The organism is Halobellus sp. MBLA0158 (genome assembly GCF_041477585.1).
In the GTDB taxonomy this organism is placed as follows: Archaea; Halobacteriota; Halobacteria; order Halobacteriales; family Haloferacaceae; genus Haloquadratum; species Haloquadratum rubicundus.
Genome location: NZ_JBGNYA010000001.1, coordinates 2,636,882 through 2,659,600 on the forward strand (window position 1 = coordinate 2,636,882; position 22,719 = coordinate 2,659,600).

Genomic DNA, 22,719 nt, shown 5'->3' on the forward strand with positions numbered 1-22,719 from the left:
CGCCCACTCGGAGAGGGAGACCAAGGAGTCTTCGATGCGTGTCGGTCACCGTTTCGGCACGCCCGTCCGCTCTCACGCGTCGAACCGCGGCGCGTCGACCTCGTCGGGCAGGCGTTCGCGCCAATCGGTCGCGTCGTCGAGGATCGCGAACGCCTCGCGCTCGGGGGCGCCGCCGCAACGATCGACCGTCTCGGCGAAGTACCGGAGCCGCGAGAGGAGTTCGTCGGTGTCGTACGCGGGCACGTCGAGTCGGGACGCGGCGACCGTCGCCTCGATCGCGGCCGCGGCGCCGCGGTTCAGTCGCGGAACGACCCGCTCTCGGACCGCGGACTCGACGGGGTACAGCGCCCACCGTTCCCGACGCGTGCCGTTGGATTCGCCGGACTCGATCCGCTCGACTTCGACCTCGGCCCAGGCGTGGGCCGACGGCAACACGGGGTCGGCTTCCTCCCGGATCGTCACCGCGGCCTCGACGAACGTCCGCGGGTCCGAGACGAACTGGATCACGCCGCGCCCGCGGCGGTCGAAGTTCTTTCGCGTCCGCGTGTTGCCCCAGGTCGTCGCGGTCGCGACGCCCCCGTTGGGGACGTCGTCTCCGTCGTCGCGAGCGTCGCCGTCTCGACCCGTCTCTTCCGGCGCGTGGACGCCGAGCGCGGCGACGTTCCAGCGGTCGTTCGGCCCGCGGCTCGTCACGACCGTCTCCGTGACGCCCCGGAGGGAGAGCGGCCACTCAGCCTTCGCGGTGAGGTCCGACCCCGACTCGGTCACACCTCGACCCCCCGTTCGAGCGCCACGAACGTCGCCGCGGTCACCAGATCGGCGGTCGTCCCGGGGTTGATGCCGGCGTCGACGAGGTCGGCGTCGAGTTCGGCGACTGCGTCGGGGTCGCCGCGCGCCTCCGCCGCGCGCTCCCGGACCGCGGCCGCGACGTCGGGGCCGTGGACCGTCTGCACCAGCGTGTCCTCGGTGCGCGCCAGGCGGTCGACGAAGGCGCGCGAGATCCGGCCCGGAAGCGGTCCGTCGCCGTCCGCGATCGCTCGGGCGGTCTCGAACGTCCGCTCGAAGCCGGTCGCCCACTCGCGGGCGTTGCCGTCGCCCTCGCTCCGGGCCAGGATCTCCGCGAGCGTCAGTTCGCGTTCTCGGACGACCGGGATCGCGTCTGCGCCGCGGCGGACGTCGAGGGCGTCCATCCCCGGCGGCGGGTCGTCGACCGCGACCTCGACGTGCTCGAACGCGCGGTAGAAGTCCGCCGCGTCGGCAACGGTCGTGGCGGCGACGACGTCCGCGGCGCCGTCGGGAGAGAGCGAGTGGTCTTCGGCGCCACCGTCGGCCGCCGCGCGGACGAGCGGCACGAGCAGGAGCAGCGATCCGAACTGCGTGTTGGTGCCGGCTCGGCGGGCCATTCCGGCGACCGCGCGCTCGAATGCCAGCCCGACGGGCGCCCCCGCGGCGGCCCGCCGGAGGCCGGGAGCGGCGCCGACCGCGCCCGCCAGGAAGTGCTCGACCCGGAGGTCGGCGTGGTCGTGGTCGCGGTCGACGTTGCCCGGCTTGGGGGCCGCCGCGACGTCCAGCAGCAGCGCGAGCTGAGCGTTTTCGGCCGGAGAACGCTCTCCGGCGCCGGAGTTCGGCGGATTCATCCGCCGACCGCCTCCGCGAACCACTCGTCGACGGCGCGGCGGACGCGCCGCCGGACCCGCGCGTCGGTGCTCGGGCGGCCGACGCTCACGGCGTCGGCGCCGTAGTCGAGGTACTCGCGGACGCTCCGCCGATCTCTGACCTCGTTGTTGGCGATCAGGAACAGCGCCGGCGCGGCCGCCGCGACGTCGGCGACGACGGCCTCGCTGTCCATCGCGTCGACGTGGATCGCGTCCGCGCCGGCGTCCGCCACCGCCCGAGCGACCGCCGGGAGAGCCACGCCGTCGACTTCCGCGCGGACCTTCACGCTCACTGGCGCGTCCGCGTCGGCCGCGGCGGCGACCTGCTCGCAGAGACGGTCGGCGTCGCGGAGGAGCGACTCGCCGCAGCCGGCTTCGCACATCTCGGCCTGTCGGCAGTGGGCGTTGATCTCGACGATCGCGCCGCGGTCGGCACAGGCCCGAGCGACCTCCCTGATCGGCCCGAGCGTCGCGCTCCGGACGTTCACGCCCGGCCTGATCGGGGCGTCCGCGAGCGCGTCGAGCTGGGCCTCGACGAACGCGATCGGATCCGCGGGCAGGAACTCCTCGCGGTCCCTGTCGACCATCTCCCGGGCGGCCGCTCGCGTGGCCCCGTCGAGGGCGACGCCGCCGAGGAAGGCCGCGCCGGCGTGGTCGCTGCCCGCGCGGGCCCACTCGGCGTCGGCCTCGCCGCTGAGGCTTGCGAGCGCGACGCGGGGCTCGAAGAGCGGCGTCATCGGACCTCCGCGCCGATCTTACGGAACGCCGATTCGACCGCTCTCGCGACGCGCGCCGCGTCGTCGGACCCGTCGATCCGCGTGTCGGTCCGAACGGTCGGACGATCCAGGTCCGTCCCGTCGGCGTCGTCGAGGACGAACGCGTCGGCGAAGGGGTACGCGGCGGCGACGCCCGCGGTCGAGGGGTCGCGGCCGACGCCGGCCATCAGCTCCGCCGCGGGGCCCGAGAACACCTCGCGACCGACGAACGGCGAGACGGCGACCACGGGCGTCGATTCGAGCGCCGCCGCGACGCCGTCCATCGCGAGCATCGGGCCGATGCTCGTCACGGGGTTCGAGGGGCCGATCACGACCGGATCCGACAGCGCCTCGCGGACCGCGGGCGTCGGCGTCGCCGCTGCGGCCCCGCGGAACTCGACGTCCCGGACCTCGGGGTCGGCCCGTCTGTGGACCCAGTACTCCTGGAAGTGCATCTCGCCCTCCGGCGTGTGGACGATCGTCGCGACCGGGTTGTCGCTCATCGGGAGCAGATCGACCGTCAGATCGAAGGCGTCCGCGAGGGTGCGGGTGACCTCGGTCAGCGAGCGGCCCTCGTCGAGCAGCGAGGTCCGCGTGACGTGGACCGCGCGGTCGCGGTCGCCGATCTCCATGAACTCCGCGACGCCGGAGAAGCGCCGCCAGCGGGCGATGTCCCGCCCCGCGGTCTGGGCGTCGTCCGGGAGGTACCGCGGGCCGCCGTCGAGGCCCGCGGCGTCCGCGAGCCGGTGGAGTTCCTCGTGGGTCGCGGTCGTGTCGCCTGCGATCCCCCACCACGTCTCGGTGTCGAGGACGCCGCCGCCGTAGAAGAGGACGGTATCGACGTCCGGGCAGACGAGGAGGCCGCCGAGTTCGACGTCGTCGCCGGTGTTCGCGATCACGGTCGCCTCGGCGAGGTCGAACGCCGCGTCCGCGCCGTCGAGGAGCTTCGGCGTGCCGGTCCCGCCGGCGAGGAACGTGACCATACCCGCGATTGCGTCGGTGACGGTTTGAACGTTCTCACACCGGAAGAGACCGCCGAGCGGTGACCGGGCGCCTCGAACCGGGGCTATTTGCGGCCGGCTCTCCCAGTCGGGGTATGCACGCGATCAAGGACAGCGTCCACGACTACATCTCTCTCGGCCCCGTCGCGCGGGACCTCCTCGACACGTCGCTCCTCCAGCGCCTCCGCCACATCAAGCAGCTCTCGACCGTCCGGCTGGTCTACCCCTCGGCGAACCACACGCGCTTCGAGCACTCGCTGGGCGTCTATCACCTGGCCTCGCGCGCGCTCGACCACCTCGGCATCGGCGGCGACCGCGCCCGCCACGTCCGGGCCGCCGCGCTCTGCCACGACGTCGGCCACGGCCCCTACGGCCACCAGACCGAGGAGGTCATCCGCCGCCGGACGGGCGCCCACCACGACGAGATCGGGCCCATCCTTCGGGGCACCGAGGCGGCCGCCGTCCTCCGCGGCCACGACCTCGACCCCGAGCGCGTGGCGTCGCTCGTCCGCGGCGAGGGCGAACTCGGCCAGCTCGTCTCGGGCGAACTGGACGTCGACCGGATGGACTACCTCGTCCGCGACGCCCACCACACGGGCGTCCCCTACGGCACGATCGACGTCGGACGGCTCGTGCGCGAACTCCGCTACCGCGACGGTCGGCTGGTCCTCGCGGAGGGCAACGTCCAGACCGCCGAGTCGCTCCTGCTGGCGCGCGCGCTGATGAACGGGACGGTCTACCGCCACCACGTCTCCCGCATCGCCGGCGCGATGCTCGAACGCGCCTCCGAGCGGCTGCTCGACGCCGAGGGGTTGGGGCCGCCCGCGGAGGGCGGGCCGGGCGTCGACGTCGCGACGTTCCGCCGGATGGCCGACCACGACCTCCTCGTCGCGCTCCGCGAGACGACCCCGGACCTCGCCCGCCGGATCGAGCACCGCGACCTCTACAAGCGCGCGCGGTGGGACTCGCTCGGGAGCGTCCCCGCCGACGTCGTCGAGCTGGACCGTGCCGAGATCCGCGCGGACGCGGCCGAGATCGCCGAACGCGCCGGCGTCGACCGCGACGAGGTGCTGCTCGACGTCCCCGCGCGACCGCGGTTCAAGGAGTCGCGCACCCGCGTCGTCGTCGACGGCGTGGTCCAGCAGCTCACCGACGCGTCCGAGCTCGTGGGCGCGCTCCGGGCGGCCGAACGCGCGCAGTGGCGGCTCGGCGTCTACGCGCCCGCGGAGTCGGTCGACGCGGTCGGCGCGGCGGCCGCGTCGGTGCTCGGGCTCGCCGAGTGAGCTCCTCGGGGACCGAAACCCATCCGCCGACACAAACGCCTTACCGCTCCGCCGACGACCGGGGGCTGATGCGCCGCAGACGACTGCTCGCCGCCCTGGCCCTCCTCCCCGCCTCGCTCGCCGGCTGCAACGGCCGGACCGCGCCGACGACCCCGCGCCCGACGGACGCGGACCCGGCGATCCCCGGCCCGACGGCGACGCCGCTGACCGAGACGCGCCCGCTCCCCGAGCCGCCGGACGCCCCCTCCGCACAGGAAGCGCTCGCGTTCGTCCGCGAGTACGAGCGGATCGCCGCCCGCAATCGGATCGTCGAACACGGCGGCGAACGGGGCGCGCGGAACCCCGAGGTCGGCGAGCCCGCCGCGGCGCTCGCCGCGACGACCGACGCCGGGTTCTACCTCTTCGGCGCGTGCCGCGCCTCGGGCGAGTACGGCGAGCGCGGCGGCTACGGCATCAACCGCCACGAGGTCCCGCACTTCGTCGGGCGGGAGGGGCGCCACGAGGTCGCCCCCTGGAGCGCCGTCGTCTGCGAGTCCGCCGACAGGGCGTTCGCGGCCGACGATCCGGCCGAAAACGCCGTCGCTCCCGAGGAGTACTACGGCGCGGAGATCCACCTGTTCCGCTTCGACGGGGCGGCCCGCGACGTGCGCGTCCTCGTCGACTACCTCGACGACGGCGCGCCGCAGGCGGTCTACTCGACGACCGTCGAGGCGAGCGACGACGCCCCCGACCCGGCCTACGAGTACGTGCTCGGAAACCTCGCCGTCCGGCGGGGGACCTACCGCGTCAGCGTCGACGTCGCGGACGCGGCTGTCGACGACCCGGACGCGACGGCGACCTGGACCCTCTCCGATCCTGACGCGCCCGCCTGGACCGGCCTCTCGGTGTTCGTCGGCGAGGACGGCCGGCCGGCGATCGGCCTCCCCGACGCCGCGGACGACTCGCTCGTGCCGGGGCCGTCGCTGTGTGCGACGCAGTTAGAGGACGAACGGTAGGGCGAGGGGCCGTCAGTCGGCGTCGACGCGGCCGTCGACGAGCTCGTCGGCGACGACGTCGGGGGTCAAGAGCGCGGGGTCGATCGCCAGGTCCGTCTGACCGCGGGCGAACTCCGGCAGGGAGTCGCGGGCGTAGGTGACGACGCGGATCCCGGCGTTCGCCTCCTTCGCGACGGGGATCGCGGAGGCGTCGTCCATCTCGGTCAGGACGAGCGTGTGGGCCTCCGCGAGGCCGGCGTCCGAGAGCGACTCGCGGGTCGCCATCCCCTCGATGCGGACGACGTCGGCGCCGAGCGCCTCCAGCTCCGAGCCGAGGCCGTCGACGTCGGCGCCGGCGAGCAGGACTTTCATCGCCATCGTCACTCGTACTCGATGGTCGCCGGCGGCTTGTGCGTGACGTCGTAGACGACGCGGGCGACGTTCTCGTTCTCGCCGGTGATTCGCGACTGGATGCGCTGGAGCGTCTCCCACGGCAGCTCCTGGGCCCGGGCGGTCATCCCGTCGCGGGACTCCACCGAGCGGACCGAGACGATCCAGCCGTGGACGCGGTTGTCGCCCTTCACGCCCGTGCCCTTGCCGACGACCGCGGCGAAGGCCTGCCAGGGGTCGTGGTCTTCGACCTCCTCTTCGACGATGTGACACGCCTCGCGGGCGATCTCGACCTTCTCTCTCGTGACCTCGCCGACGACGCGGATCGCCAGCCCCGGGCCGGGGAACGGCATCCGCTCGGAGATGATCTCTTCGAGGTCGAGCTCGCGGGCGACCTCCCGCACCTCGTCTTTGTACAGTTCGCGGACCGGCTCGACGATCCCCTCGAAGTCGACGACCTCGGGGAGCCCGCCGACGTTGTGGTGGGACTTGATGTTCCCCTCGGACTCGATCCGGTCGGGGTAGATCGTCCCCTGGACGAGGTAGTCGGCCTCCGCCGACGTCGCTTCGCGCTCGAACTCCCGGATGAACTGCTCGCCGATCGCGTGGCGCTTCTCCTCGGGGTCTGTGATCCCCGACAGCGCCTCCAGGAAGCGGTCCTGGGCCTCGACGATCCGGAGCGACTCCATGTAGGAAAACGTCTCTCTGATCTGGTCGGTCTCGCCCTTCCGCATCAGGCCGGTGTCGACGTAGACCGGGGTGAGCCGGTCGCCGATCGCGCGGTAGGCGAGCGCCGCCGCGACAGAGGAGTCGACCCCGCCCGACAGCGCGATCACCGCGTTGGCGTCGCCGATCTGTTCTTGGATCTCTTCGACCGCGTCTTCGATGAACTCCGTCGTGTTGACCATCAGGCTTGCACCTCCGTATCGGACAGTTCGCGCGCGTCCAGTTCGCCGGCGACCGCATCGAGCAGCCCCACGAACGGGGGGCTCGCGCGGTCGGGACGGGACCGGAACTCGGGGTGGAACTGCGTGCCGAAGAAGAACGGGTGGTCCGTCCGTTCGAGGATCTCCATCCGGTTTCCGGCCCGCCCGGAGAAGTCGAGCGCGCCCTTTTCGAGCTCCTCGATGTACTCGGGGTTGACCTCGTAGCGGTGGCGGTGCCGCTCGGTACAGACCGTGTCGCCGTAGACCCGCTCGGCGAGCGAGCCGCCCTCGATCTGGGTGTCGTGGGCGCCGAGCCGCATCGTCCCGCCCATGTCTTCGACCTCGTACTGCTCGGGCAGGATGTCGATGACGGGGTGGGAGGTGTCGGCGTCGAGTTCGGCGGAGTGGGCGTCTTCGAGCCCGAGGACGTTCCGCGCGTGCTCGACGACCGCCATCTGGAAGCCCAGACACAGGCCCAGGAACGGCACGTCGTTCTCGCGACAGTACTCGACGGCCTTCAGTTTGCCCTCGATGCCGCGGGAGCCGAAGCCGCCGGGGACGACGACGCCGTCGGCCTCTTTCAGTCTGTTCTCGTGGCGGTCGAGCATCTCGTCGGAGTCGACCCAGCGGACGTTCACCTCGGTCCGCCGCTCGATGCCCGCGTGCTTCAGCGCCTCGTGGACGGACATATACGCGTCTTCGAGGTCGTACTTCCCCACGAGAGCGATGTCGACTTCGCTCGTCCGGTCGCGAGTGACGAGCTCCCGCCAGCGGTTCTCCCGCTCGCCGGGCGCGAGCGCCTCGCCGTCGAGGTTCAGCCGCTCCATCACGTACCGGTCGAGGCCCTCCTCTTCGACCATCAGCGGGACGTGGTAGACGTCCTCGACGTCGGGGTTCGAGAAGACGGCCTCCGTCGGGACGTCGCAAAACAGCGCGATCTTCTCCTTCGTCTCGGGGTCGAGCTTGTCCTCACAGCGCCCGACGAGGATGTCGGGCTGGAGCCCGATCGACCGCAATTCCTTCACGGAGTGCTGGGTCGGCTTCGTCTTCTGCTCGCCGTTCTTCGAGTACGGGACGAGCGTGACGTGCGTAAAGAGAATATCGCCGTCGTCCTCCTCGTGGGCGAACTGGCGGAGCGCCTCCAGGTACGGCATCCCCTCGATGTCGCCGACGGTGCCGCCGACCTCGACGATGCAGACGTCGGTCCCCTCGGCGGCCTCCCGGATGCGGCGCTTGATGTCGTCCGTGATGTGGGGAATGATCTGGACCGTCTTGCCCAGGTAGTCGCCCGCGCGCTCCTTCTCGATGACGTGCTGATAGGTCTTGCCCGTCGTGACGTTGTGGTCGGAGGTCATGTCGACCCCGAGGAAGCGCTCGTAGTTCCCGAGGTCCAAGTCGACCTCGCCGCCGTCCTTCAGGACGTAGACCTCCCCGTGCTGGTAGGGGTTCATCGTCCCCGCGTCGACGTTGAGGTACGGGTCGATCTTCACCGCCGTCACGTCGAAGCCCGCGTTCGACAGGAGTCGGCCGGTGCTGGCGGCCGTGATCCCCTTGCCCAGCCCGGACATCACCCCGCCGGTCACGAAAATGAACTTCCGACCCAGCGTGGGGTCGTACCCGGTGTCGGGTTCCTTCGGCATACCGAGTGTGCGCGAGACGGCGTCAAAACCGTTTCGGAGCGACCGACGCTCTGTGAGGCTCCCGCACGGTTCTCACCTCACCGATCGGCGCATACGCCAAACGGATATCAAGAAGAAATACGTATTTCAAATCACACGTCCACTTTGCTGCCGTCCCGACCTCGACCCGCCGGCTACTCCGGGGTCGCGGTCGCGGACGCGTCCGAGACGCGCTCGACGACGGTCCCGTCCTCGACGTCGATCCGCTCGACGCCCGGGAGTTCGAGCACGAAGTCCGGCCCGAACGCCGACGCCGGGGTCTGATAGCCCGCGGACGCGTCGCCGTCGAGGACCCGCTCCAGCGCCAGGAGCGCCGACTCCGCGGTGAACCGGTAGGTCTCGGGCGTCCGGAGCCGGGAGACGACGCGGTCGTCGTCGGTCCGGGCCTCGCCCCAGACGCGCGCCTCGCCGCCCGCCCGCGTCTCGGCGTCGGGCCCGTCGACGTAGCGGTCGATCAGCCACGAGAGGCCGCGCTGGACCGGCGCCGCATCGAGCGCGTCGTCGAGGTACGGCGAGAGCTTCATCGCCGCCCGCGCGCCCGACGGGAGCGAGAGGTACACGTCGACGTTCGGAATCCCCGTGGTGTGATACGCCGTCGAGACGTCGCCCCACGGGATCGAGACCGCCCGCCGGAGCCCGTCCCCGAAATCGACCACGCGCGTCCGCGACGCGACCGGTTCGTGTCTGAGGTCGCCGTCGCGCCGCACGGCGCCGCCGTCGCCGACGTCCCCGAGGACGGTCTTCAGCGTCCCCGGCGAGACGCCGCCGTCGGCCTCCAGCGCCAGCGAGAGGTGGGTCGCCTCGGGGAGCCGCCGGTGGAGGTGCGCCGCCAAGCAGTCCGTGGGGACGACGTCGAAGCCGACGCCCGGGAGGAGCGTCACGCCCGCGTCCGCCGCGTCGGGATCGCGGCGGCGGAGCCGCTCGAAGACGGCGAGTTCGCCCGTGATGTCGAGGTAGTCGGTCCCGGTCTCGATGCAGGCGCTGACCATCGCGTCGGCCGTCGCCTCGAAGGGTCCGGCGCAGTTGAGGACGGCGTCAACGCCGCCGAGGTGAGAGGCCGCCTCCTCGACCGCGAAGGACCGCGCGGGGAGGTCGTGAGCGGTCGCGAGCCCCCGCGTCTTCGAGGGGTCGCGGCCGGCGACGACCGGATCGAGCCCGCGCTCGATCGCGGCCTCGACGATCAGGCGGCCCGTGTAGCCGTACGCGCCGTAGACGAGCGCGCGGGGAGAGTCAGAATCGGATCCGGAATCGGTGTCGGTCATACCGCGACCTTGGGACGGCGGCGACAAAGGGACACCGACGTTTGTCGGCCGCGACCGCGCCGCCTGGGGTTCTCAGCGACCGCCGGGCGACGACCGCAGGGACCGCGGCGGCGACGGTTTCAGCCGGTGTTCTTCATCCCGGCGGCGATCCCCTTCACCGTCAGGCGGAGCGTCTGTTCCTCGTCGTCGGTGCGGTGGGTCTTCCGCAGCAGCCGCGTCTGCAGGACGTTCAGCGGGTCGACGTAGGGGTTCCGGCGGCGCAGGCTCTCGTCGAGCCACTCGCGCTTGAGCAGGGAGTCGCGGTCCGTCACTTCCAGGACGACGTCGCGGGCGCGCTCGTACTCCTCGCGGAGGTGCGGGAAGAACTCTTCGCGGAGGTCCTCGTCGGCGAGGTCGGCGTAGTACTCCGCGATCTCGAAGTCCGTCCGCGCCAGCGCGAGCGAGGCGTTGTCGAGGGTCGTCCGGAAGAACGGCCACTCCTCGTACATCTCCTGGAGGGTCTCGACGTCGCCGCCCGAATCGAGGTACGCCTGGATGCCGCTGCCGAGCGCGTACCAGCCCGTGATGATGCACCGCGACTGCGTCCAGGAGAACACCCACGGGATCGCCCGGAGGTCCTCGACGGTCCGCTCGCCCGACCGGGAGGCCGGCCGGGAGCCGAGATTGAGGTCTTCGATCACGCCGATCGGCGTCGCCTGGCCGAAGTAGGTGACGAAGCCGTCGGACTCCAGGAGATCGCGGTACTGCTCGCGGGCGGCGGGCGCCATCTCGTCCATCGCCTCGACCCACTCCTCTCTGACGTCCTCTTGGGGCTCGCGGATGGCTTGGTGTCGCGCGCGGACCTGCGCGTTCAGCATCTGTTCGAGGTTGCGCTCGGCGATCTGGGGGTTAGCGTACTTCTCGGCGATGGCCTCGCCCTGCTCTGTGAACTTGATCTGGCCGGTGACGGTCTCGTTCGGCAGCGCCAGCATCGCCTCGTTCATCGGCCCGCCGCCGCGGGAGATCGACCCGCCGCGGCCGTGGAACAGCCGCATCCGCACGTCGAAGTCGTCACAGATCTGCGCGAGGCGGCGCTGATTCTTGTAGAGGTCCCAGTTCGCGGCCAGGAAGCCGTTCTCCTTGTTCGAGTCGGAGTACCCCAGCATAATCTCCTGGGTGTCGTTGCGGGCTTCGAGCGCCTGCGCGTACGCCTCGTTCTCGAAGAGCGTGCCCATAATCCGGCGCGCGCCGTTGAGGGCCGACTCGGTCTCCAGGAGCGGGACGACGTCGAGGCCGCAGTGGTCCGGGAGGGCGACGACGCCCGCCTGGTCCGCGAGGAAGAGGACTTCGAGGACGTGGCTCGGCTCTTCGGTCATCGAGATGCAGTAGGTGTCGATGGCGCTGACGCCGAACTCCCGCTGCCACTCGCCGAGCATCGCGAAGCGCCGGAGGACGCGTTCTGCCGTCTCGGAGACCTCGCCGGGGTCGTCGAGGTCCAGCACCGGCTCGGACTGGAGGATCGCCTCGGTGAGGACCTCGATCCGCTCTTCCTCGTCGCGGTCCCGGTAGTCGATGCCCTCGTTCGCGAGCGCCTCGTGGACCGCCTCGGTGTGGTTCTCCTGGTGGTCGCGGAGGTCGAGGCTCGCCAGCGTGAAGCCGAAGGTGTCGACCTGGCGCATCAGCGGCTCGACGTACTCGTCGGCGACGACGTCGGCGCCGGTGGCCCGGAGGCTCCGGTCGATCGCTTCGAGGTCTTCGAGGAACTCGCTCTTCTCGGCGTAGCCGTCCGGGCGGACGTCCTCGATCCGGCGGAGCCGCTCGCGCATCAGCTTCAGCTTCTGGCGGTAGGGCTCGCCGGGGTAGCGCTCTTCGGCCTCCCTGGCGACGCCGGGGAGCCGCTCGCGGTCGGCCTTCAGCGACCGTTCGAGCTCCGCGCCGACGTCGATGCGCCGGCCGTCCTGGCTCAGGACGCCCGAGAGCCGCTTGAGCGCCTGGCTGTACTTCTCCAGGACGACGCCGCGCTGGCGCTCTAAGGTGTCGGTCGTGACCTCGGGCGTGACGAAGGGGTTGCCGTCGCGGTCCGAGCCGGCCCACGACCGGAACTCGAACAGCTTCGGGACGTCGACCTCGGGGTACTCCTCGGCCAGCAGGTCTTCGAGCTCGGCGTAGACCTCGCCGACGACGTCGAAGAGGATGTTCTCGATGTACCACTGGACGTTCCGGGCCTCGTCCTGCGGTTCGGGTCGGCGCTCGCGGACCTGCGACGTCTGCCAGAGGCTCGTGACCTCGGCGTCGACCTTCCGCCAGAGCTGCTCGTGCTCGCGGTCGGTGACGCGCCGCTCGTCGAGTTCCTCCAGGCGGTGCGCGATGGAGCGGAGCTTCGCCTTCACCGTCTTCCGCCGCGCCTCGGTCGGGTGTGCGGTGAACGTCGGCTCGATGAGGACGTCGTCGAGCACCTGCTGGACCGTCTCTGCGTCCGCGTCGGACTCGACGAGGGTCTCGACGGTCGCGACGAGGCCGTCTTCGAGATCGCCCGACTGAGAGCCCTGGCGGACGACGCGGACGCGCTCGCGCTCCTCGGCGAGGTTGATCAGCTCGAAGTAGGTGGTGAACGCCCGCGCGACGATGCTCTCTCCCTGCGGCGAGAGCGCCTCCAGGATCTGATCGAGTTCCTCGCGGGAGTCCAGTTCGCCTTCGCGGTAGGAGATCGCCGAATTTCGGATGTCTTCGACCGTCTCGAACGCACCCTCGGACGTCTGCTCGGCGAGGACGTCGCCGAGGAGCGCCCCGAGTTCCCGGACGTCTTGCTTGACGTCTCTGCTGTGCAAACTCATACCGCACGGTATACTGTCACCCGAGTAAAAACCTCCGAGTCGTCGGGAATATTGCAGCCACCGAATCCGAATCTCTCGCTCGGTTTACACGGTGAGTGCTATCCGTCCGAGATATGGGAACCCGGAATACGAGGAGCGACCCGAGGCGCGTCGGCGCGATCCGAGCCGGACCGGACTGACCCGCCCCCTCCTCACCGGGGGTTTCGTCATCCTTTTTACCGGCGGGACGAACTCTCGCGTATGAGCGAGCGCGACAAGTACCCGGCAGACTCCGGCCGCCGTCGGTTCGTCAAAGGTGTCGTGGGCGGCGCGGCACTCGCAGGCGTCGGCGCGACCGGTGCGGCCGCGATCAACTCCGCGACGCAGGCGTCCGGTGCGGGCGGCGGGGCCACGCAGGCCTACGCCATCGAGAACACCGACGGTCCGGCGCCGCGGGGGATGCCCCAGATCCCCGTCGAGATCGACGACGAGGGGTACCTCAAGGGCGTCTGGCCCGAGGTCAAGACCGAAGAACAGGGCGGGGTCTCGGTCCAGATCGCCGAGACGGAGGACTTCAAAGGCTCGGGCGTGACCTACTCCACCGCGTGGTTCCAGTACTGCGGCGTCGAGTCCTACGCGGGGATCGAACCCGACTACGACTCGGACAACTACTTCCGCGTCGGCTCGAACCCCGGGTACGACTGGGAGAGCGAGGCCTACTCAGAGGGCGACCGGCTCCACGTCGACGACTTCTCCGACTACCAGGAGTGGGGCAACGGTGTCGGCCAGGCCGGGCTCGGCAAGCCCGCGACCGGGCGCTGGCGCTCCGAGGACGCCGAGGACGTCATCCCGATCCAGGTCATCAAGTCCGAGCAGGTGATGGAGATGGCCGAGGAGGACCCGTGGCTCGAAGCCTCCACCGAGGAGGGCTTCATCGCCTGGCTCAACAAGTGTACGCACTTCTGCTGCGTTCCGAAGTACAAGATGGAGGGCTCGGCGAAGTTCAACGCCGAGAACGACGTCTACTGCCAGTGCCACCAGTCGGTGTACGACCCCTACAGCATCGTCGAGACGCTGTTCGTCGCCCGCCCGCGGCCGAGCGACTGAATCGACGGCGGGACGTTTCGGGAATCGCAGTCTCGCGGCTCTCGGTCCGTTCTCACAGCCGATCGCGTCCACGATCGATCTCAGGTGCCCGACGGCGTCGCCGACAGTTGTAATCGTTGCGACAATCGGACACATTCATGTAGGACCCCACCTGATAGTGCAGTACGATGAGTGCCGGGGAGGCCAAGGCCGGAGCAACGAGCGATGGGCTAGCGGCCTCTGAAATCCACGACGTCCTCCGCAACGACCGCCGTCGGCTCGTCCTCGAACGGCTCCGGACGGGCGAGGGCGAAGAGACGGTCTCGGACCTCTCGGAGCACATCGGCGAGATCGAATCCGGCGAGTCGCCGCCGCCGCGCAACGTCAGACAGAGCGTCTACGTGTCGCTGCACCAGACGCACCTCCCGAAGCTCGACGACCTCGGGATCGTCGACTACGACCCCGACGCCAAGACGGTCGTGCTCGCGGACAACGCCGCCGACGTCGGGGTCTATATGGAGGTCGTCCCGCAGTACGGCATCTCCTGGGCCGAGTACTACCTCGGCCTCGGGCTCCTCGGCCTCCTGGCGCTCGCCGCGTCGGCGGTCGGCGTCCCGCTGTTCCATCAGTTGCCGCCGAGCGTGATCGCGCTGCTGCTCTCGGGGTGCCTCGTCGCCTCCGCGGTCTATCAGCTCCTCAAACAGGAGAGCTCGCTGCTGCACCGCCTCCGGGGCGAGTGAGCGGCGTCGCCGTGACGTGGGCGAACAGCCGGCGCGGCCGCACCGCGTCCCCGAGCCATCGCGCCGGAACTACCGCTTTCCAGCCCGGGGCGAGCGTCAGATCACGGCGTGGATGGTCCCGGCCCCGTACATAAACGCTCGTGTGATCCCGACGGCCGACAGTATCAGGTGTCTCGCCGCCGCCTTTCCGTCGATGACCGAGTCCGAGCCGACGACGGCGATCGTCTGGTTCCGCCGCGACCTCCGGCTCCACGACAACCGGGCGCTCGCCGCCGCAGCGGAGGCTGACCGCCTCGTCCCGGTGTACTGCGTCGATCCGCGGCGGTGCGGCAGCCGCTCCTACGGCGGTTCCGAGCCGTTCGCGTTCCAGCGGCTCGGCGCCCGCCGGGCGCGGTTCCGCAGGGAGTCACTCGCCGCGCTCCGCGAGCGGATGCGCGAGGCCGGCACGGACCTGCTGATCCGCCGCGGCCGTCCCGAGCGCGTCCTCCCGGACCTCGCCGCGGACGTCGGCGCCGGAACCGTGACGTTCCACGACCTGCCCGCGCCGGAGGAGCGGTCGGTGCGGGCGGCGACGACGGCGGCGCTCCGCGACCGCGGCGTGACCCCGCGGCGCTTCTGGGGGCGGACGCTCCACCACCCCGCCGACCTGCCGACCCCGTACACGGCGATCAGCGACACCTACACCGACTTTCGGGAGGCCGTCGAAGCGGAGTCGCGGGTCCGCGCGCCGCGACCGCGCCCCTCGCTGCCGCCGCTGCCGACCGACGACGACCCGACCATCTCGGATCCGCTATCGCCGGGAGAGCTGCCGTCGGTCGCGGAGTTCGTCGAGGGCGAAATTGAAGCCTCGGAGCGGGACGACCGCGCCGCGCTCGATTTCCGCGGCGGAGAGGACGCCGCGCTCGATCGGCTGTCGGCGTACCTCTGGGACGGTGACCGCCTCCGAGAGTATCGGGAGACGCGGAACGGTCTGGTGGGCGCCGATTACTCCTCGAAGCTCTCGCCGTGGCTCAACGAGGGCTGTCTCTCGCCGCGGCGCGTCCACGCCGCGGTGGAGGCATACGAGCGCGAGCGCGTCGCGAACGACTCGACGTACTGGCTGCTGTTCGAGCTCCGTTGGCGGGACTTCTTCCAGTTTCAGGTCCTGAAACACGGCGGGCAGTTCTTCGCGCCCGGCGGGCTCAGGCGCCGGGACGTCGAGTGGCGGTGGGACGAAGACGACTTCGAGCGCTGGGCCGCCGGCGAGACCGGCGTCCCGTTCGTCGACGCGAGTATGCGGGAGCTGAACGCGACGGGGTACCTCTCCAATCGGGGGCGACAGAACGCCGCGTCGTTCCTCGCGAACGACCTGCGGCTCGACTGGCGGCGCGGGGCCGCGTACTTCGAGACCCGCCTCGTCGACTACGACCCCGCGTCGAACTACGGCAACTGGGCGTACGTCGCGGGCGTCGGCAACGACTCCCGAGAGCGCGCGTTCGACGTCGTCTCGCAGGCCAAGCGGTACGATCCCGACGCCGAGTTCGTCACCCGGTGGCTGCCGGAACTGGCGTCGCTGCCGCCGGAGCGCGCCCACGAGCCGTGGACGCTCTCCCCGGCCGAGCAGGCCGACTTCGGCGTGGAACTCGGCGTCGACTACCCGCCGCCGATGATCGATCCCGAATCGTCCGGCGACGATCCGGTGTGAGGCCGATGAACGGACGATGACCGCGAGACCGGTCACCTACCACCCGTCGGCGGGCTCTCGGGCCAGCCACGCGAGCGCCGCGAGCGCCGTCACGAGGACGAACGCGACGAGCGAGAGCCGGGGGATCGTCAGCAGGCCGTCGAGCATCGGGTAGAGGATCGACGAGCAGCCGCCGCCGACCGAGCAGGTCCCGCCGATGCTCGGCCGGACCTGGAGGACGACGTGATACGCCGCGATCGCGGTCCCCGGGAGCGACAGCGGGAGCACCGTGCGTGCGACCGCGGCGCGGTCTTCGATCGCGGCGACGCCGAGCACGACGACGAGCGGGTACATCAGGATCCGCTGGTACCAGCAGAGTTCGCAGGGGACCAGCCCGAGGCCGAGGCTGAAGTAGAGGCTCCCGGCGGTCGCGACGCTCGCGACGAGGGTAGCGAGGCCGAGCAGGAGCCGGGGTCTCGATGGCACGTCCGCGTGCAGACGGCGGGGGCGCTTGAACGGATCGGTCTGGGATCGGGACCGGCATCGTCGCGGCGACTGCGACCCCCGCAGACGGCCCGAAACTGTCAGGATCGACGCCGATGATATCGACGGGAAGAAAGACTTATCATCGCTTCCGAACGCGAAATATCGTGAGGATAGTTATCAATGGGGATCGCCGAGACATACACACGCGGACGACAGTTCGCGGTCACACGGCCCGGTTCAGTTCTCTTGGCGCTCGTCGGGACCGTGCTGCTGTTCGATCTGCTCTACGGTCTCGCGACCGGGAGCCAATCGTTCAGCGGCGTCGGCTCGCTGGTCTGGGACGGACTGATGCGCGGGCTAGTGATCGGTCTCGCGGGCATCGGGCTCTCTATGACGTACAGTATTCTGAACTTCGCGAACTTCGCGCACGGTGATTACATCACCGCGGGCGCGTTCTCCGGCTGGGCCACGACGTATCTCGTCGCCGGCCTCGGCCGCGCCGACGTCGGCGCGCTGCTGCTCGTCGGCGCCGGCGGCTCGGTCTTCGGCGGCACGCTCGGCATCAACGTCGTCGGGACGCCGCTGGCCATCGTCGCGGGCATCGTCGTCGCCGGCGTGACGACCGTCGCGCTCGCGCTCTTCGTCGACCGGACCGTCTTCAAGCCGATCCGCGACGAGACGGGGATCACGCTTCTGATCACGAGCGTCGGCGTGGCGTTCGCGCTCCGCTACCTGATGCAGTTCGTCTTCGGGTCGAGCGTCCGCGGGACGACGGCACAGCCGCCGTCACTGTCGCTGTACTTCGTCGACGGCGCCGTCCGGATCAACGCCCACGACGTCGCCCTCGTCGTCGTCGCGGGCGGCCTGATGCTCGGGATCCACCTGCTCTTGCAGCTGACGAAGCTCGGGAAGGCGATGCGGGCGATGGCGGACAACGAGGACCTCGCCCAGATCACCGGGATCCCGACGGAGCGGGTCGTCCGCGCGGTGTGGGTCATCGGCGGCGGCCTGACCGGGATCGCGGGCTATATGTTCATCCTCTGGAAGGGGACGCTCGGCTTCAACGACGGCTGGCTGCTCCTGCTCTTGATCTTCGCGGCGGTGATCCTCGGCGGCATCGGCTCGATCTACGGCGCGATCGTCGGCGGCCTGGCCATCGGGCTCACGGCCTCGGTGTCGATCATCTGGATCCCCTCGGCGTTCGCGCGCGCGGCGGCGTTCTTCGTGATGATCGTCCTGCTGTTGGTCAAGCCCGAGGGGATCTTCTCCGGGAGGTCGACAGCATGAGCGTCCGCGACGACGTCGCCCAGCGGCTCCCCGGCGGCGACGCGGGCCTCATCCTGGCGGTTCTCGCCGCCACGTACGTCGCGTACGTGCTGATCGGCGTCGGACTGGGGTACTCGCTGCGCGGGCAGCTCAACACGATCGCGGTCCTGACGTTCTACATCGGCGTCTTCGCGATGCTGGCGCTCGCGCTCAACCTCCACTGGGGCTACACCGGGCTCTTCAACATCGGCATCGTCGGGTTCATGGCCGTCGGCATCTACGTGATGGCGGTCGTCTCGAAGCCGCTGTACCAGCCCGGCGGCGCGGCGCAGGTCGGCGGCCTCGGGCTCCCGATCGTCGTCGGGATGGTCGCCGGGATGGTCGCCGCCGCGCTCCTGGGGCTGGTGATCGCCCTCCCGGCGCTGCGGTTGCGGGCGGACTACCTCGCCATCGTCACGATCGCGATGTCGGAGATCGTCCGCTTTTCGTTCCTGTCGGGCGAACTCCAGCAGTTCCAGCTGTTCGGCACGCGGGTCGGCTTCGGCGGCGGGTCGGGGCTCATCCTCGATTACACGGGGCCGCTGGAGGCGTTCTTCGGGTTCTTCGGCCTGTGGGACGGCTATCTGGGCTTCGTGGAGGCCTTCGAGATACTCGTGCCGAACAACCCGAAGCCCGTCGTCGACGGGCTCGTCTACGGGGTCGTCCTCCTTCTCTTCGTCGCCGTCTACTTCTGGCTCCTGAAGCGCACGGGCGAGTCGCCGTTCGGCCGCGTGCTCAAGGCGATCCGCGAGGACGAAGACGTCGCGAACTCCCTGGGCAAGGACACGAACCGCTTCAAGATCAAGGCGTTCATGCTCGGCTGCGCGCTGATGGGCCTGGCGGGCATCCTCTGGTTTATGCGCAGCGGCGCCGTCACGCCGAACACCTTCCGGCCGCGGATCACCTTCTTCATCTGGATCGCGCTGATCATCGGCGGCGCGGGCTCGAACACCGGCAGCGTCCTCGGCGGCGCGGTCTTCGCCGCGCTGCTGTATCAGGGGCCGCGGTACCTGAAGAACCTCGTAGATACGGTGCTGCCGAACGCCAGCGCGCCGCCGGGCTTCGGGCCGGCCATCGCACCGCTGATCTCGAATCTCAATCCGGCGCCGCTGTTCTTCTACACGATCGACAGCATCCGGCAGCTCCAGCTCGTGTTCATGGGCCTGGTGCTGATCTGGCTGATGCACAACCGCCCGGAGGGGATGCTCGGTCACCGCAAGGAAACCGCCGCGGGCATCCCGCTGACGTCGTCGAACGCCCGCGACACCGCCGCGGGCGCCAGAACCGACGGCGGCGCGGCGTCGGCACCCGGAGGTGACGCCGATGAGTGACGCCGCCTCCGACGAACAGAGCCCCGAGGCCGCCGCGGCCGGCGCGCCCGACGACGTCGACGCCGAGCCGGGGAGGCTGAACCTCGGCGGGTCGGGCGGCCCGGCCGTCTCCGAGGAGTACCCGCTCGTCGTCGAGAACCTCCGGAAGTCCTTCGGGGGGATCACCGCCGTCGACGACGCGTCCTTCCGGGTCGAGCGCGGGAGCCTCACCGGGCTGATCGGCCCGAACGGCGCCGGCAAGTCGACGACGTTCAACCTCATCACCGGGATGTTGGAGCCCGACGCGGGGAGCGTGACCTTCGACGGCGAGGAGATCACCGGCCAAAAGCCCCACACCATCGCGAACAAGGGGCTCGTCCGGACGTTCCAGATCGCCCGCGAGCTCCAGGAGATGACGGTGCTCGAGAATATGATGCTCGCGCCGAAGCACCAGCGCGGCGAGGCGCTGTGGCGCTCCGTGACGCCGGGCTTCCGCGGCGACGTGATCGAACAGGAGTCGGCGCTGCTCGAACGCGTCTGGGAGGTGCTGGAGTTTTTCGAGATCGACCACATCGCCGAGGAATACGCGGGCAACCTCTCGGGCGGCCAGCGGAAGCTGCTGGAGCTGGCGCGGGCGCTCCTGACCGACCCGGACATACTGCTCTTGGACGAGCCGTTCGCCGGCGTGAATCCGTCGCTGGAGCGTCGCCTGCTCGACCACATCCACGAACTGCGCGAGCAGGGCTATACGTTCCTGCTCGTCGAACACGATATGGACCTGATAATGGAGAACTGCGAGCGAGTGATCGTCCTCCACCAGGGCAGAGTCCTCACCGAGGGCACGCCCGCGGAGATCCAAGCGAACGAGGAAGTCATCGAGGCCTACCTCGGAGGGAACGTATGAGCGCCGACGCGACGGCCGACGACCGCGACGTCGACGCGGCCGAAGATGCAGACAGCCCGGGCATCGCGGACGATCCGGAGACGGCCGACGTCTCGCGGGACACGGTCCCGGAGTGGGAAGACGAATCGCTGCTGGAAGTCCGCGGCCTCGACGCGGGCTACGGCGACCTCCAGATCCTCACCGACGTCGACCTGGACGTCGCCGACGGGGAGTACGTCACCATCGTCGGCCCCAACGGCGCCGGCAAGTCGACGGTGATGAAGTCCGTCTTCGGGCTGACGAACCTGATGGGCGGCACCGTCACCTTCGAGGGCGAGGACATCACCGGGCTGCGGCCCGAGGAGATCATCCACGAGGGGATCGGCTACGTCCCGCAGAACGACAACATCTTCGCGTCGCTGACCGTCCGGGAGAACCTCGAAATGGGCGCGTACATCCTCGACGAGGTGCCCCAGGACGCCCTCGATGCCGTCTTCGATCGCTTCCCGATCCTGGAGGAACGGCAGTCCCAGAAGGCCGGGACGATGTCCGGCGGCCAACAGCAGATGCTCGCGATGGGGCGGGCGCTGATGCTCGACCCCTCGCTGCTCCTCCTGGACGAGCCCTCGGCCGGCCTCGCGCCCGACCTGGTCGACGACATGTTCGACCGGATCGACGCGATCAACGACGACGGGACCGCGGTCCTGATGGTCGAACAGAACGCCAAGGAGGCGCTGCGGCGGTGCGACCGCGGCTATGTCCTCGCGAACGGGAAGAACCGCTATATGGACGACGGCGACGCGCTCCTGAACGACGAGCAGGTCCGCCAGGACTTCCTCGGCGGCTGAGTCGCGGGCGCTGGCGCCGGTCGCGACCGTTTTTTAGATCCCGTAGTCCCTGCCGTCACCGGCGGCGCCGCTGTCCGGTCGGACGCCGAAAAAAGTCGGAGCGAGCCGCAGCGGTCGATCAGTTGTCCGGCGGCGACAGGGCCGACTCGATGACCGACGAGTAGGAGGACTCGCCGATGTTGAAGGCGACCTGCCGGTAGACCTCGCCGTCGAAGGTCTCCTCGAACACGTTGCTGAAGCGGTTCGAGAGCTGCTGGCCGTAGTCGTTGTTGACGTAGAGCGTCGAGACGCTGTCGACGTCGAGCCGCTCGGACATCACCTGCGCCATCACGCGGCCCTGGAGCCGGTCGGAGGGCGCGGTCCGGAAGATGTAGTCGTTGTCGTCGAGGTTCGTGACCGACAGCGCGGTCGAGGACGGCGAGCAGCCGACGACCTCGTTCGGGATGAACACCTGCTGAGAGACCGGGACGTTCACGCCCGAAGACGCCGAGCCGCAGACGCTCGGCACGCCGGCGCTGACGAGCGACTCGGCGGCCGCCGTCCCCGCGCTCGGCGAGGTCTGGGTGTCTTCGACCTGGGCGTTGACCGAGAGCCCGGCGGGGTTGGCCTCGTTGACCTGCATCGCCGGGAGCTGGGCGGCCTGGATCATCGGCGCGCCGACGGAGGCGAGGTCGCCGGTCTCCGGGAGGAGGATCCCGACCGACATCTCGCGGTCGCTCCCGCCGGGGCCGCTGTCTGCCGAGGGGCCGGCGCCCTCGGGGTTCGCCCCCTCGAAGCTCTGGACTTCGAGGGTCTCGGCGGCGCCCTCTCCCGCGTTGAACTCCCAGATGGCGTACGCCGCGGAGGCGGGGTCGCCGTTCTGGTCGAAGTTCGTCGCCGACGAGGCGCCCTGGTAGTTCACGTCCTCGCCGTTAGCGGCGGCCTCGACGCCCTCGACGAGGTTGTTCGGCGTGACGGTCATCCCGTCCGGATTGGCGATGCGACGCATCTGGTCGCGGATCGCCGTCCCGTCGTTCTCGCCGGCCGCGGCGTTCGCCAGCAGCTGGAGGGCGACCGAGTCGTACGACTGAGAGGTGAACACGCCGGGCGAGGAGCCGTACTCGTCCTGGAACAGCGTGTTGAACGCCTCCTGGTTCGGGCCGCCCGCGGCGGGAGCCGTCCCCGTCACGTTCTCCATGTCGTTGCCGACCTGGCCCGGGAGGGCCCCGTCGCGGAGGCCGTCCGGCACGAGGATCTCCTCGCTCCCGTCGGAGGCGCTGTAGTAGTCGCGGAACAGCTGGATCCCGCTCTCGGGGTAGCCGATGACGACGAGGCCGCCGGGGCCGTCGCCGCCGCCACCACCGCTCGTGGTTGTGCCGCCGCCGGAGTCGCCGCCGCCGTCGCCACCGTCTCCGCCGTCGCCCCCGCCGTCACCGCTGTCGGGGCTCCCGATACAGCCGGCAATTCCCGTCGCTCCGATCGCACCCGCTGCGCCGACGCGCTTGATAAAGTCACGCCGTACGATATCACGTGCCATATTCCTCGGAATGTGTCTCCTCCCTATAAATGTGTCCGTTATGGTACTGTACGTTCGTGTATATATCGGAGACGATCACGATGGATACGCAGGACGAACCGGCCGGTCGGTACTGTCAGGCCAGCGGTTCGTCCGCTCGTAGTTCCGAACCCGAAGGTCGGCTTC

20 protein-coding genes are annotated in these 22,719 nt (G+C 70.2%); 9 read left to right on the forward strand and 11 right to left on the reverse strand.

Annotated features, from left to right (window positions below):
• Nucleotides 1-72: 72 nt before the first annotated feature.
• Genes OS889_RS13310 through cofD form a run of 4 tightly spaced genes read right to left on the reverse strand, consistent with a single transcriptional unit; the run spans nucleotide 73 to nucleotide 3,393 of the window.
• Nucleotides 73-768, reverse strand: coding sequence for a DUF447 domain-containing protein (locus OS889_RS13310; protein WP_372390489.1), 696 nt, complete (start codon nucleotides 766-768; stop codon nucleotides 73-75).
• On the reverse strand, nucleotides 765-1,637 hold the full coding sequence (locus OS889_RS13315; RefSeq protein ID WP_372390492.1) for a triphosphoribosyl-dephospho-CoA synthase: 873 nt from the start codon (nucleotides 1,635-1,637) through the stop codon (nucleotides 765-767). Before OS889_RS13315 ends, OS889_RS13310 begins: the two co-directional genes overlap by 4 nt.
• Nucleotides 1,634-2,392: a tRNA-dihydrouridine synthase gene (locus tag OS889_RS13320; protein ID WP_372390494.1), complete on the reverse strand. Its 759-nt coding sequence runs from the start codon at nucleotides 2,390-2,392 to the stop codon at nucleotides 1,634-1,636. Before OS889_RS13320 ends, OS889_RS13315 begins: the two co-directional genes overlap by 4 nt.
• A complete protein-coding gene (cofD, locus tag OS889_RS13325; RefSeq protein ID WP_372390497.1) occupies nucleotides 2,389-3,393 on the reverse strand; it encodes a 2-phospho-L-lactate transferase in 1,005 nt (334 codons plus the stop codon). Before cofD ends, OS889_RS13320 begins: the two co-directional genes overlap by 4 nt.
• Nucleotides 3,394-3,506: 113 nt before the next feature.
• On the opposite strand from cofD, the gene OS889_RS13330 reads away from it, so the two are divergent.
• Nucleotides 3,507-4,694 (forward strand): HD domain-containing protein, encoded by a 1,188-nt coding sequence (locus OS889_RS13330; protein ID WP_372390500.1) that lies wholly within the window; start codon nucleotides 3,507-3,509, stop codon nucleotides 4,692-4,694.
• Nucleotides 4,695-4,762: 68 nt separating this feature from the next.
• Nucleotides 4,763-5,689, forward strand: a complete 927-nt coding sequence (locus OS889_RS13335) for a hypothetical protein (protein WP_372390503.1) — start codon at nucleotides 4,763-4,765, stop codon at nucleotides 5,687-5,689.
• A gap of 12 nt (nucleotides 5,690-5,701) precedes the next feature.
• Here the strand turns inward: OS889_RS13335 and OS889_RS13340 are convergent, their stop codons facing one another.
• The 5 genes from OS889_RS13340 to ppc form a co-directional block, all read right to left on the reverse strand.
• Entirely contained in the window at nucleotides 5,702-6,040 is a 339-nt protein-coding gene (locus OS889_RS13340; protein ID WP_372391621.1) for a DUF7126 family protein, read from the reverse strand.
• 8 nt (nucleotides 6,041-6,048) lie between these two features.
• The gene (guaA, locus tag OS889_RS13345; RefSeq protein WP_372390506.1) at nucleotides 6,049-6,966 is read right to left on the reverse strand and encodes a glutamine-hydrolyzing GMP synthase; all 918 of its coding nucleotides are present in this window, start codon (nucleotides 6,964-6,966) and stop codon (nucleotides 6,049-6,051) included.
• Entirely contained in the window at nucleotides 6,966-8,624 is a 1,659-nt protein-coding gene (gene pyrG, locus OS889_RS13350) for a CTP synthase (RefSeq protein ID WP_372390508.1), read from the reverse strand. Before pyrG ends, guaA begins: the two co-directional genes overlap by 1 nt.
• A gap of 173 nt (nucleotides 8,625-8,797) precedes the next feature.
• Nucleotides 8,798-9,925, reverse strand: a complete 1,128-nt coding sequence (locus OS889_RS13355) for a saccharopine dehydrogenase family protein (protein ID WP_372390510.1) — start codon at nucleotides 9,923-9,925, stop codon at nucleotides 8,798-8,800.
• Nucleotides 9,926-10,044: 119 nt separating this feature from the next.
• The gene (gene ppc, locus OS889_RS13360; protein ID WP_372390512.1) at nucleotides 10,045-12,738 is read right to left on the reverse strand and encodes a phosphoenolpyruvate carboxylase; all 2,694 of its coding nucleotides are present in this window, start codon (nucleotides 12,736-12,738) and stop codon (nucleotides 10,045-10,047) included.
• 240 nt (nucleotides 12,739-12,978) lie between these two features.
• Between ppc and OS889_RS13365 the strand changes: the two genes are divergently transcribed.
• The 3 genes from OS889_RS13365 (at nucleotide 12,979) to OS889_RS13375 (ending at nucleotide 16,227) form a co-directional block, all read left to right on the forward strand.
• The gene (locus OS889_RS13365) at nucleotides 12,979-13,824 is read left to right on the forward strand and encodes a ubiquinol-cytochrome c reductase iron-sulfur subunit (protein WP_372390514.1); all 846 of its coding nucleotides are present in this window, start codon (nucleotides 12,979-12,981) and stop codon (nucleotides 13,822-13,824) included.
• Between the two features lie 167 nt (nucleotides 13,825-13,991).
• Nucleotides 13,992-14,543 (forward strand): DUF7344 domain-containing protein, encoded by a 552-nt coding sequence (locus OS889_RS13370; RefSeq protein ID WP_372390517.1) that lies wholly within the window; start codon nucleotides 13,992-13,994, stop codon nucleotides 14,541-14,543.
• A gap of 193 nt (nucleotides 14,544-14,736) precedes the next feature.
• Nucleotides 14,737-16,227: a DASH family cryptochrome gene (locus OS889_RS13375; protein ID WP_372390520.1), complete on the forward strand. Its 1,491-nt coding sequence runs from the start codon at nucleotides 14,737-14,739 to the stop codon at nucleotides 16,225-16,227.
• Nucleotides 16,228-16,263: 36 nt separating this feature from the next.
• Here OS889_RS13375 and OS889_RS13380 read toward each other — a convergent pair whose 3' ends face one another.
• The gene (locus OS889_RS13380) at nucleotides 16,264-16,692 is read right to left on the reverse strand and encodes a disulfide bond formation protein B (protein WP_372390523.1); all 429 of its coding nucleotides are present in this window, start codon (nucleotides 16,690-16,692) and stop codon (nucleotides 16,264-16,266) included.
• Nucleotides 16,693-17,040: 348 nt separating this feature from the next.
• Here OS889_RS13380 and OS889_RS13385 point away from each other — a divergent pair, with 348 nt between their 5' ends.
• Genes OS889_RS13385 through OS889_RS13400 form a run of 4 tightly spaced genes read left to right on the forward strand, consistent with a single transcriptional unit; the run spans nucleotide 17,041 to nucleotide 21,038 of the window.
• Nucleotides 17,041-17,979, forward strand: a complete 939-nt coding sequence (locus tag OS889_RS13385; protein WP_372391623.1) for a branched-chain amino acid ABC transporter permease — start codon at nucleotides 17,041-17,043, stop codon at nucleotides 17,977-17,979.
• A complete protein-coding gene (locus OS889_RS13390) occupies nucleotides 17,976-19,328 on the forward strand; it encodes a branched-chain amino acid ABC transporter permease (protein ID WP_372390526.1) in 1,353 nt (450 codons plus the stop codon). Before OS889_RS13385 ends, OS889_RS13390 begins: the two co-directional genes overlap by 4 nt.
• Nucleotides 19,321-20,211: an ABC transporter ATP-binding protein gene (locus tag OS889_RS13395; RefSeq protein ID WP_372390528.1), complete on the forward strand. Its 891-nt coding sequence runs from the start codon at nucleotides 19,321-19,323 to the stop codon at nucleotides 20,209-20,211. Before OS889_RS13390 ends, OS889_RS13395 begins: the two co-directional genes overlap by 8 nt.
• The gene (locus tag OS889_RS13400; protein ID WP_372390531.1) at nucleotides 20,208-21,038 is read left to right on the forward strand and encodes an ABC transporter ATP-binding protein; all 831 of its coding nucleotides are present in this window, start codon (nucleotides 20,208-20,210) and stop codon (nucleotides 21,036-21,038) included. Before OS889_RS13395 ends, OS889_RS13400 begins: the two co-directional genes overlap by 4 nt.
• A 118-nt stretch (nucleotides 21,039-21,156) precedes the next feature.
• On the opposite strand, the gene OS889_RS13405 is transcribed toward OS889_RS13400, so the two are convergent.
• On the reverse strand, nucleotides 21,157-22,554 hold the full coding sequence (locus tag OS889_RS13405; protein WP_372390533.1) for an ABC transporter substrate-binding protein: 1,398 nt from the start codon (nucleotides 22,552-22,554) through the stop codon (nucleotides 21,157-21,159).
• Nucleotides 22,555-22,719 lie beyond the last annotated feature (165 nt).

Coding starts and splice junctions, on each gene's coding strand:
- OS889_RS13385 (WP_372391623.1), top strand. CDS start 17,041: ATGCGCGGGCTAGTGATCGGTCTCGCGGGCATCGGGCTCTCTATGACG.
- OS889_RS13395 (WP_372390528.1), top strand. CDS start 19,321: ATGAGTGACGCCGCCTCCGACGAACAGAGCCCCGAGGCCGCCGCGGCC.
- OS889_RS13390 (WP_372390526.1), top strand. CDS start 17,976: ATGAGCGTCCGCGACGACGTCGCCCAGCGGCTCCCCGGCGGCGACGCG.
- OS889_RS13405 (WP_372390533.1), bottom strand. CDS start 22,554: ATGGCACGTGATATCGTACGGCGTGACTTTATCAAGCGCGTCGGCGCA.
- OS889_RS13375 (WP_372390520.1), top strand. CDS start 14,737: ATGACCGAGTCCGAGCCGACGACGGCGATCGTCTGGTTCCGCCGCGAC.
- OS889_RS13365 (WP_372390514.1), top strand. CDS start 12,979: ATGAGCGAGCGCGACAAGTACCCGGCAGACTCCGGCCGCCGTCGGTTC.
- ppc (WP_372390512.1), bottom strand. CDS start 12,738: ATGAGTTTGCACAGCAGAGACGTCAAGCAAGACGTCCGGGAACTCGGG.
- OS889_RS13335 (WP_372390503.1), top strand. CDS start 4,763: ATGCGCCGCAGACGACTGCTCGCCGCCCTGGCCCTCCTCCCCGCCTCG.
- OS889_RS13340 (WP_372391621.1), bottom strand. CDS start 6,040: ATGAAAGTCCTGCTCGCCGGCGCCGACGTCGACGGCCTCGGCTCGGAG.
- OS889_RS13315 (WP_372390492.1), bottom strand. CDS start 1,637: ATGAATCCGCCGAACTCCGGCGCCGGAGAGCGTTCTCCGGCCGAAAAC.
- OS889_RS13330 (WP_372390500.1), top strand. CDS start 3,507: ATGCACGCGATCAAGGACAGCGTCCACGACTACATCTCTCTCGGCCCC.
- pyrG (WP_372390508.1), bottom strand. CDS start 8,624: ATGCCGAAGGAACCCGACACCGGGTACGACCCCACGCTGGGTCGGAAG.
- guaA (WP_372390506.1), bottom strand. CDS start 6,966: ATGGTCAACACGACGGAGTTCATCGAAGACGCGGTCGAAGAGATCCAA.
- OS889_RS13355 (WP_372390510.1), bottom strand. CDS start 9,925: ATGACCGACACCGATTCCGGATCCGATTCTGACTCTCCCCGCGCGCTC.
- OS889_RS13320 (WP_372390494.1), bottom strand. CDS start 2,392: ATGACGCCGCTCTTCGAGCCCCGCGTCGCGCTCGCAAGCCTCAGCGGC.
- cofD (WP_372390497.1), bottom strand. CDS start 3,393: ATGGTCACGTTCCTCGCCGGCGGGACCGGCACGCCGAAGCTCCTCGAC.
- OS889_RS13370 (WP_372390517.1), top strand. CDS start 13,992: ATGAGTGCCGGGGAGGCCAAGGCCGGAGCAACGAGCGATGGGCTAGCG.
- OS889_RS13400 (WP_372390531.1), top strand. CDS start 20,208: ATGAGCGCCGACGCGACGGCCGACGACCGCGACGTCGACGCGGCCGAA.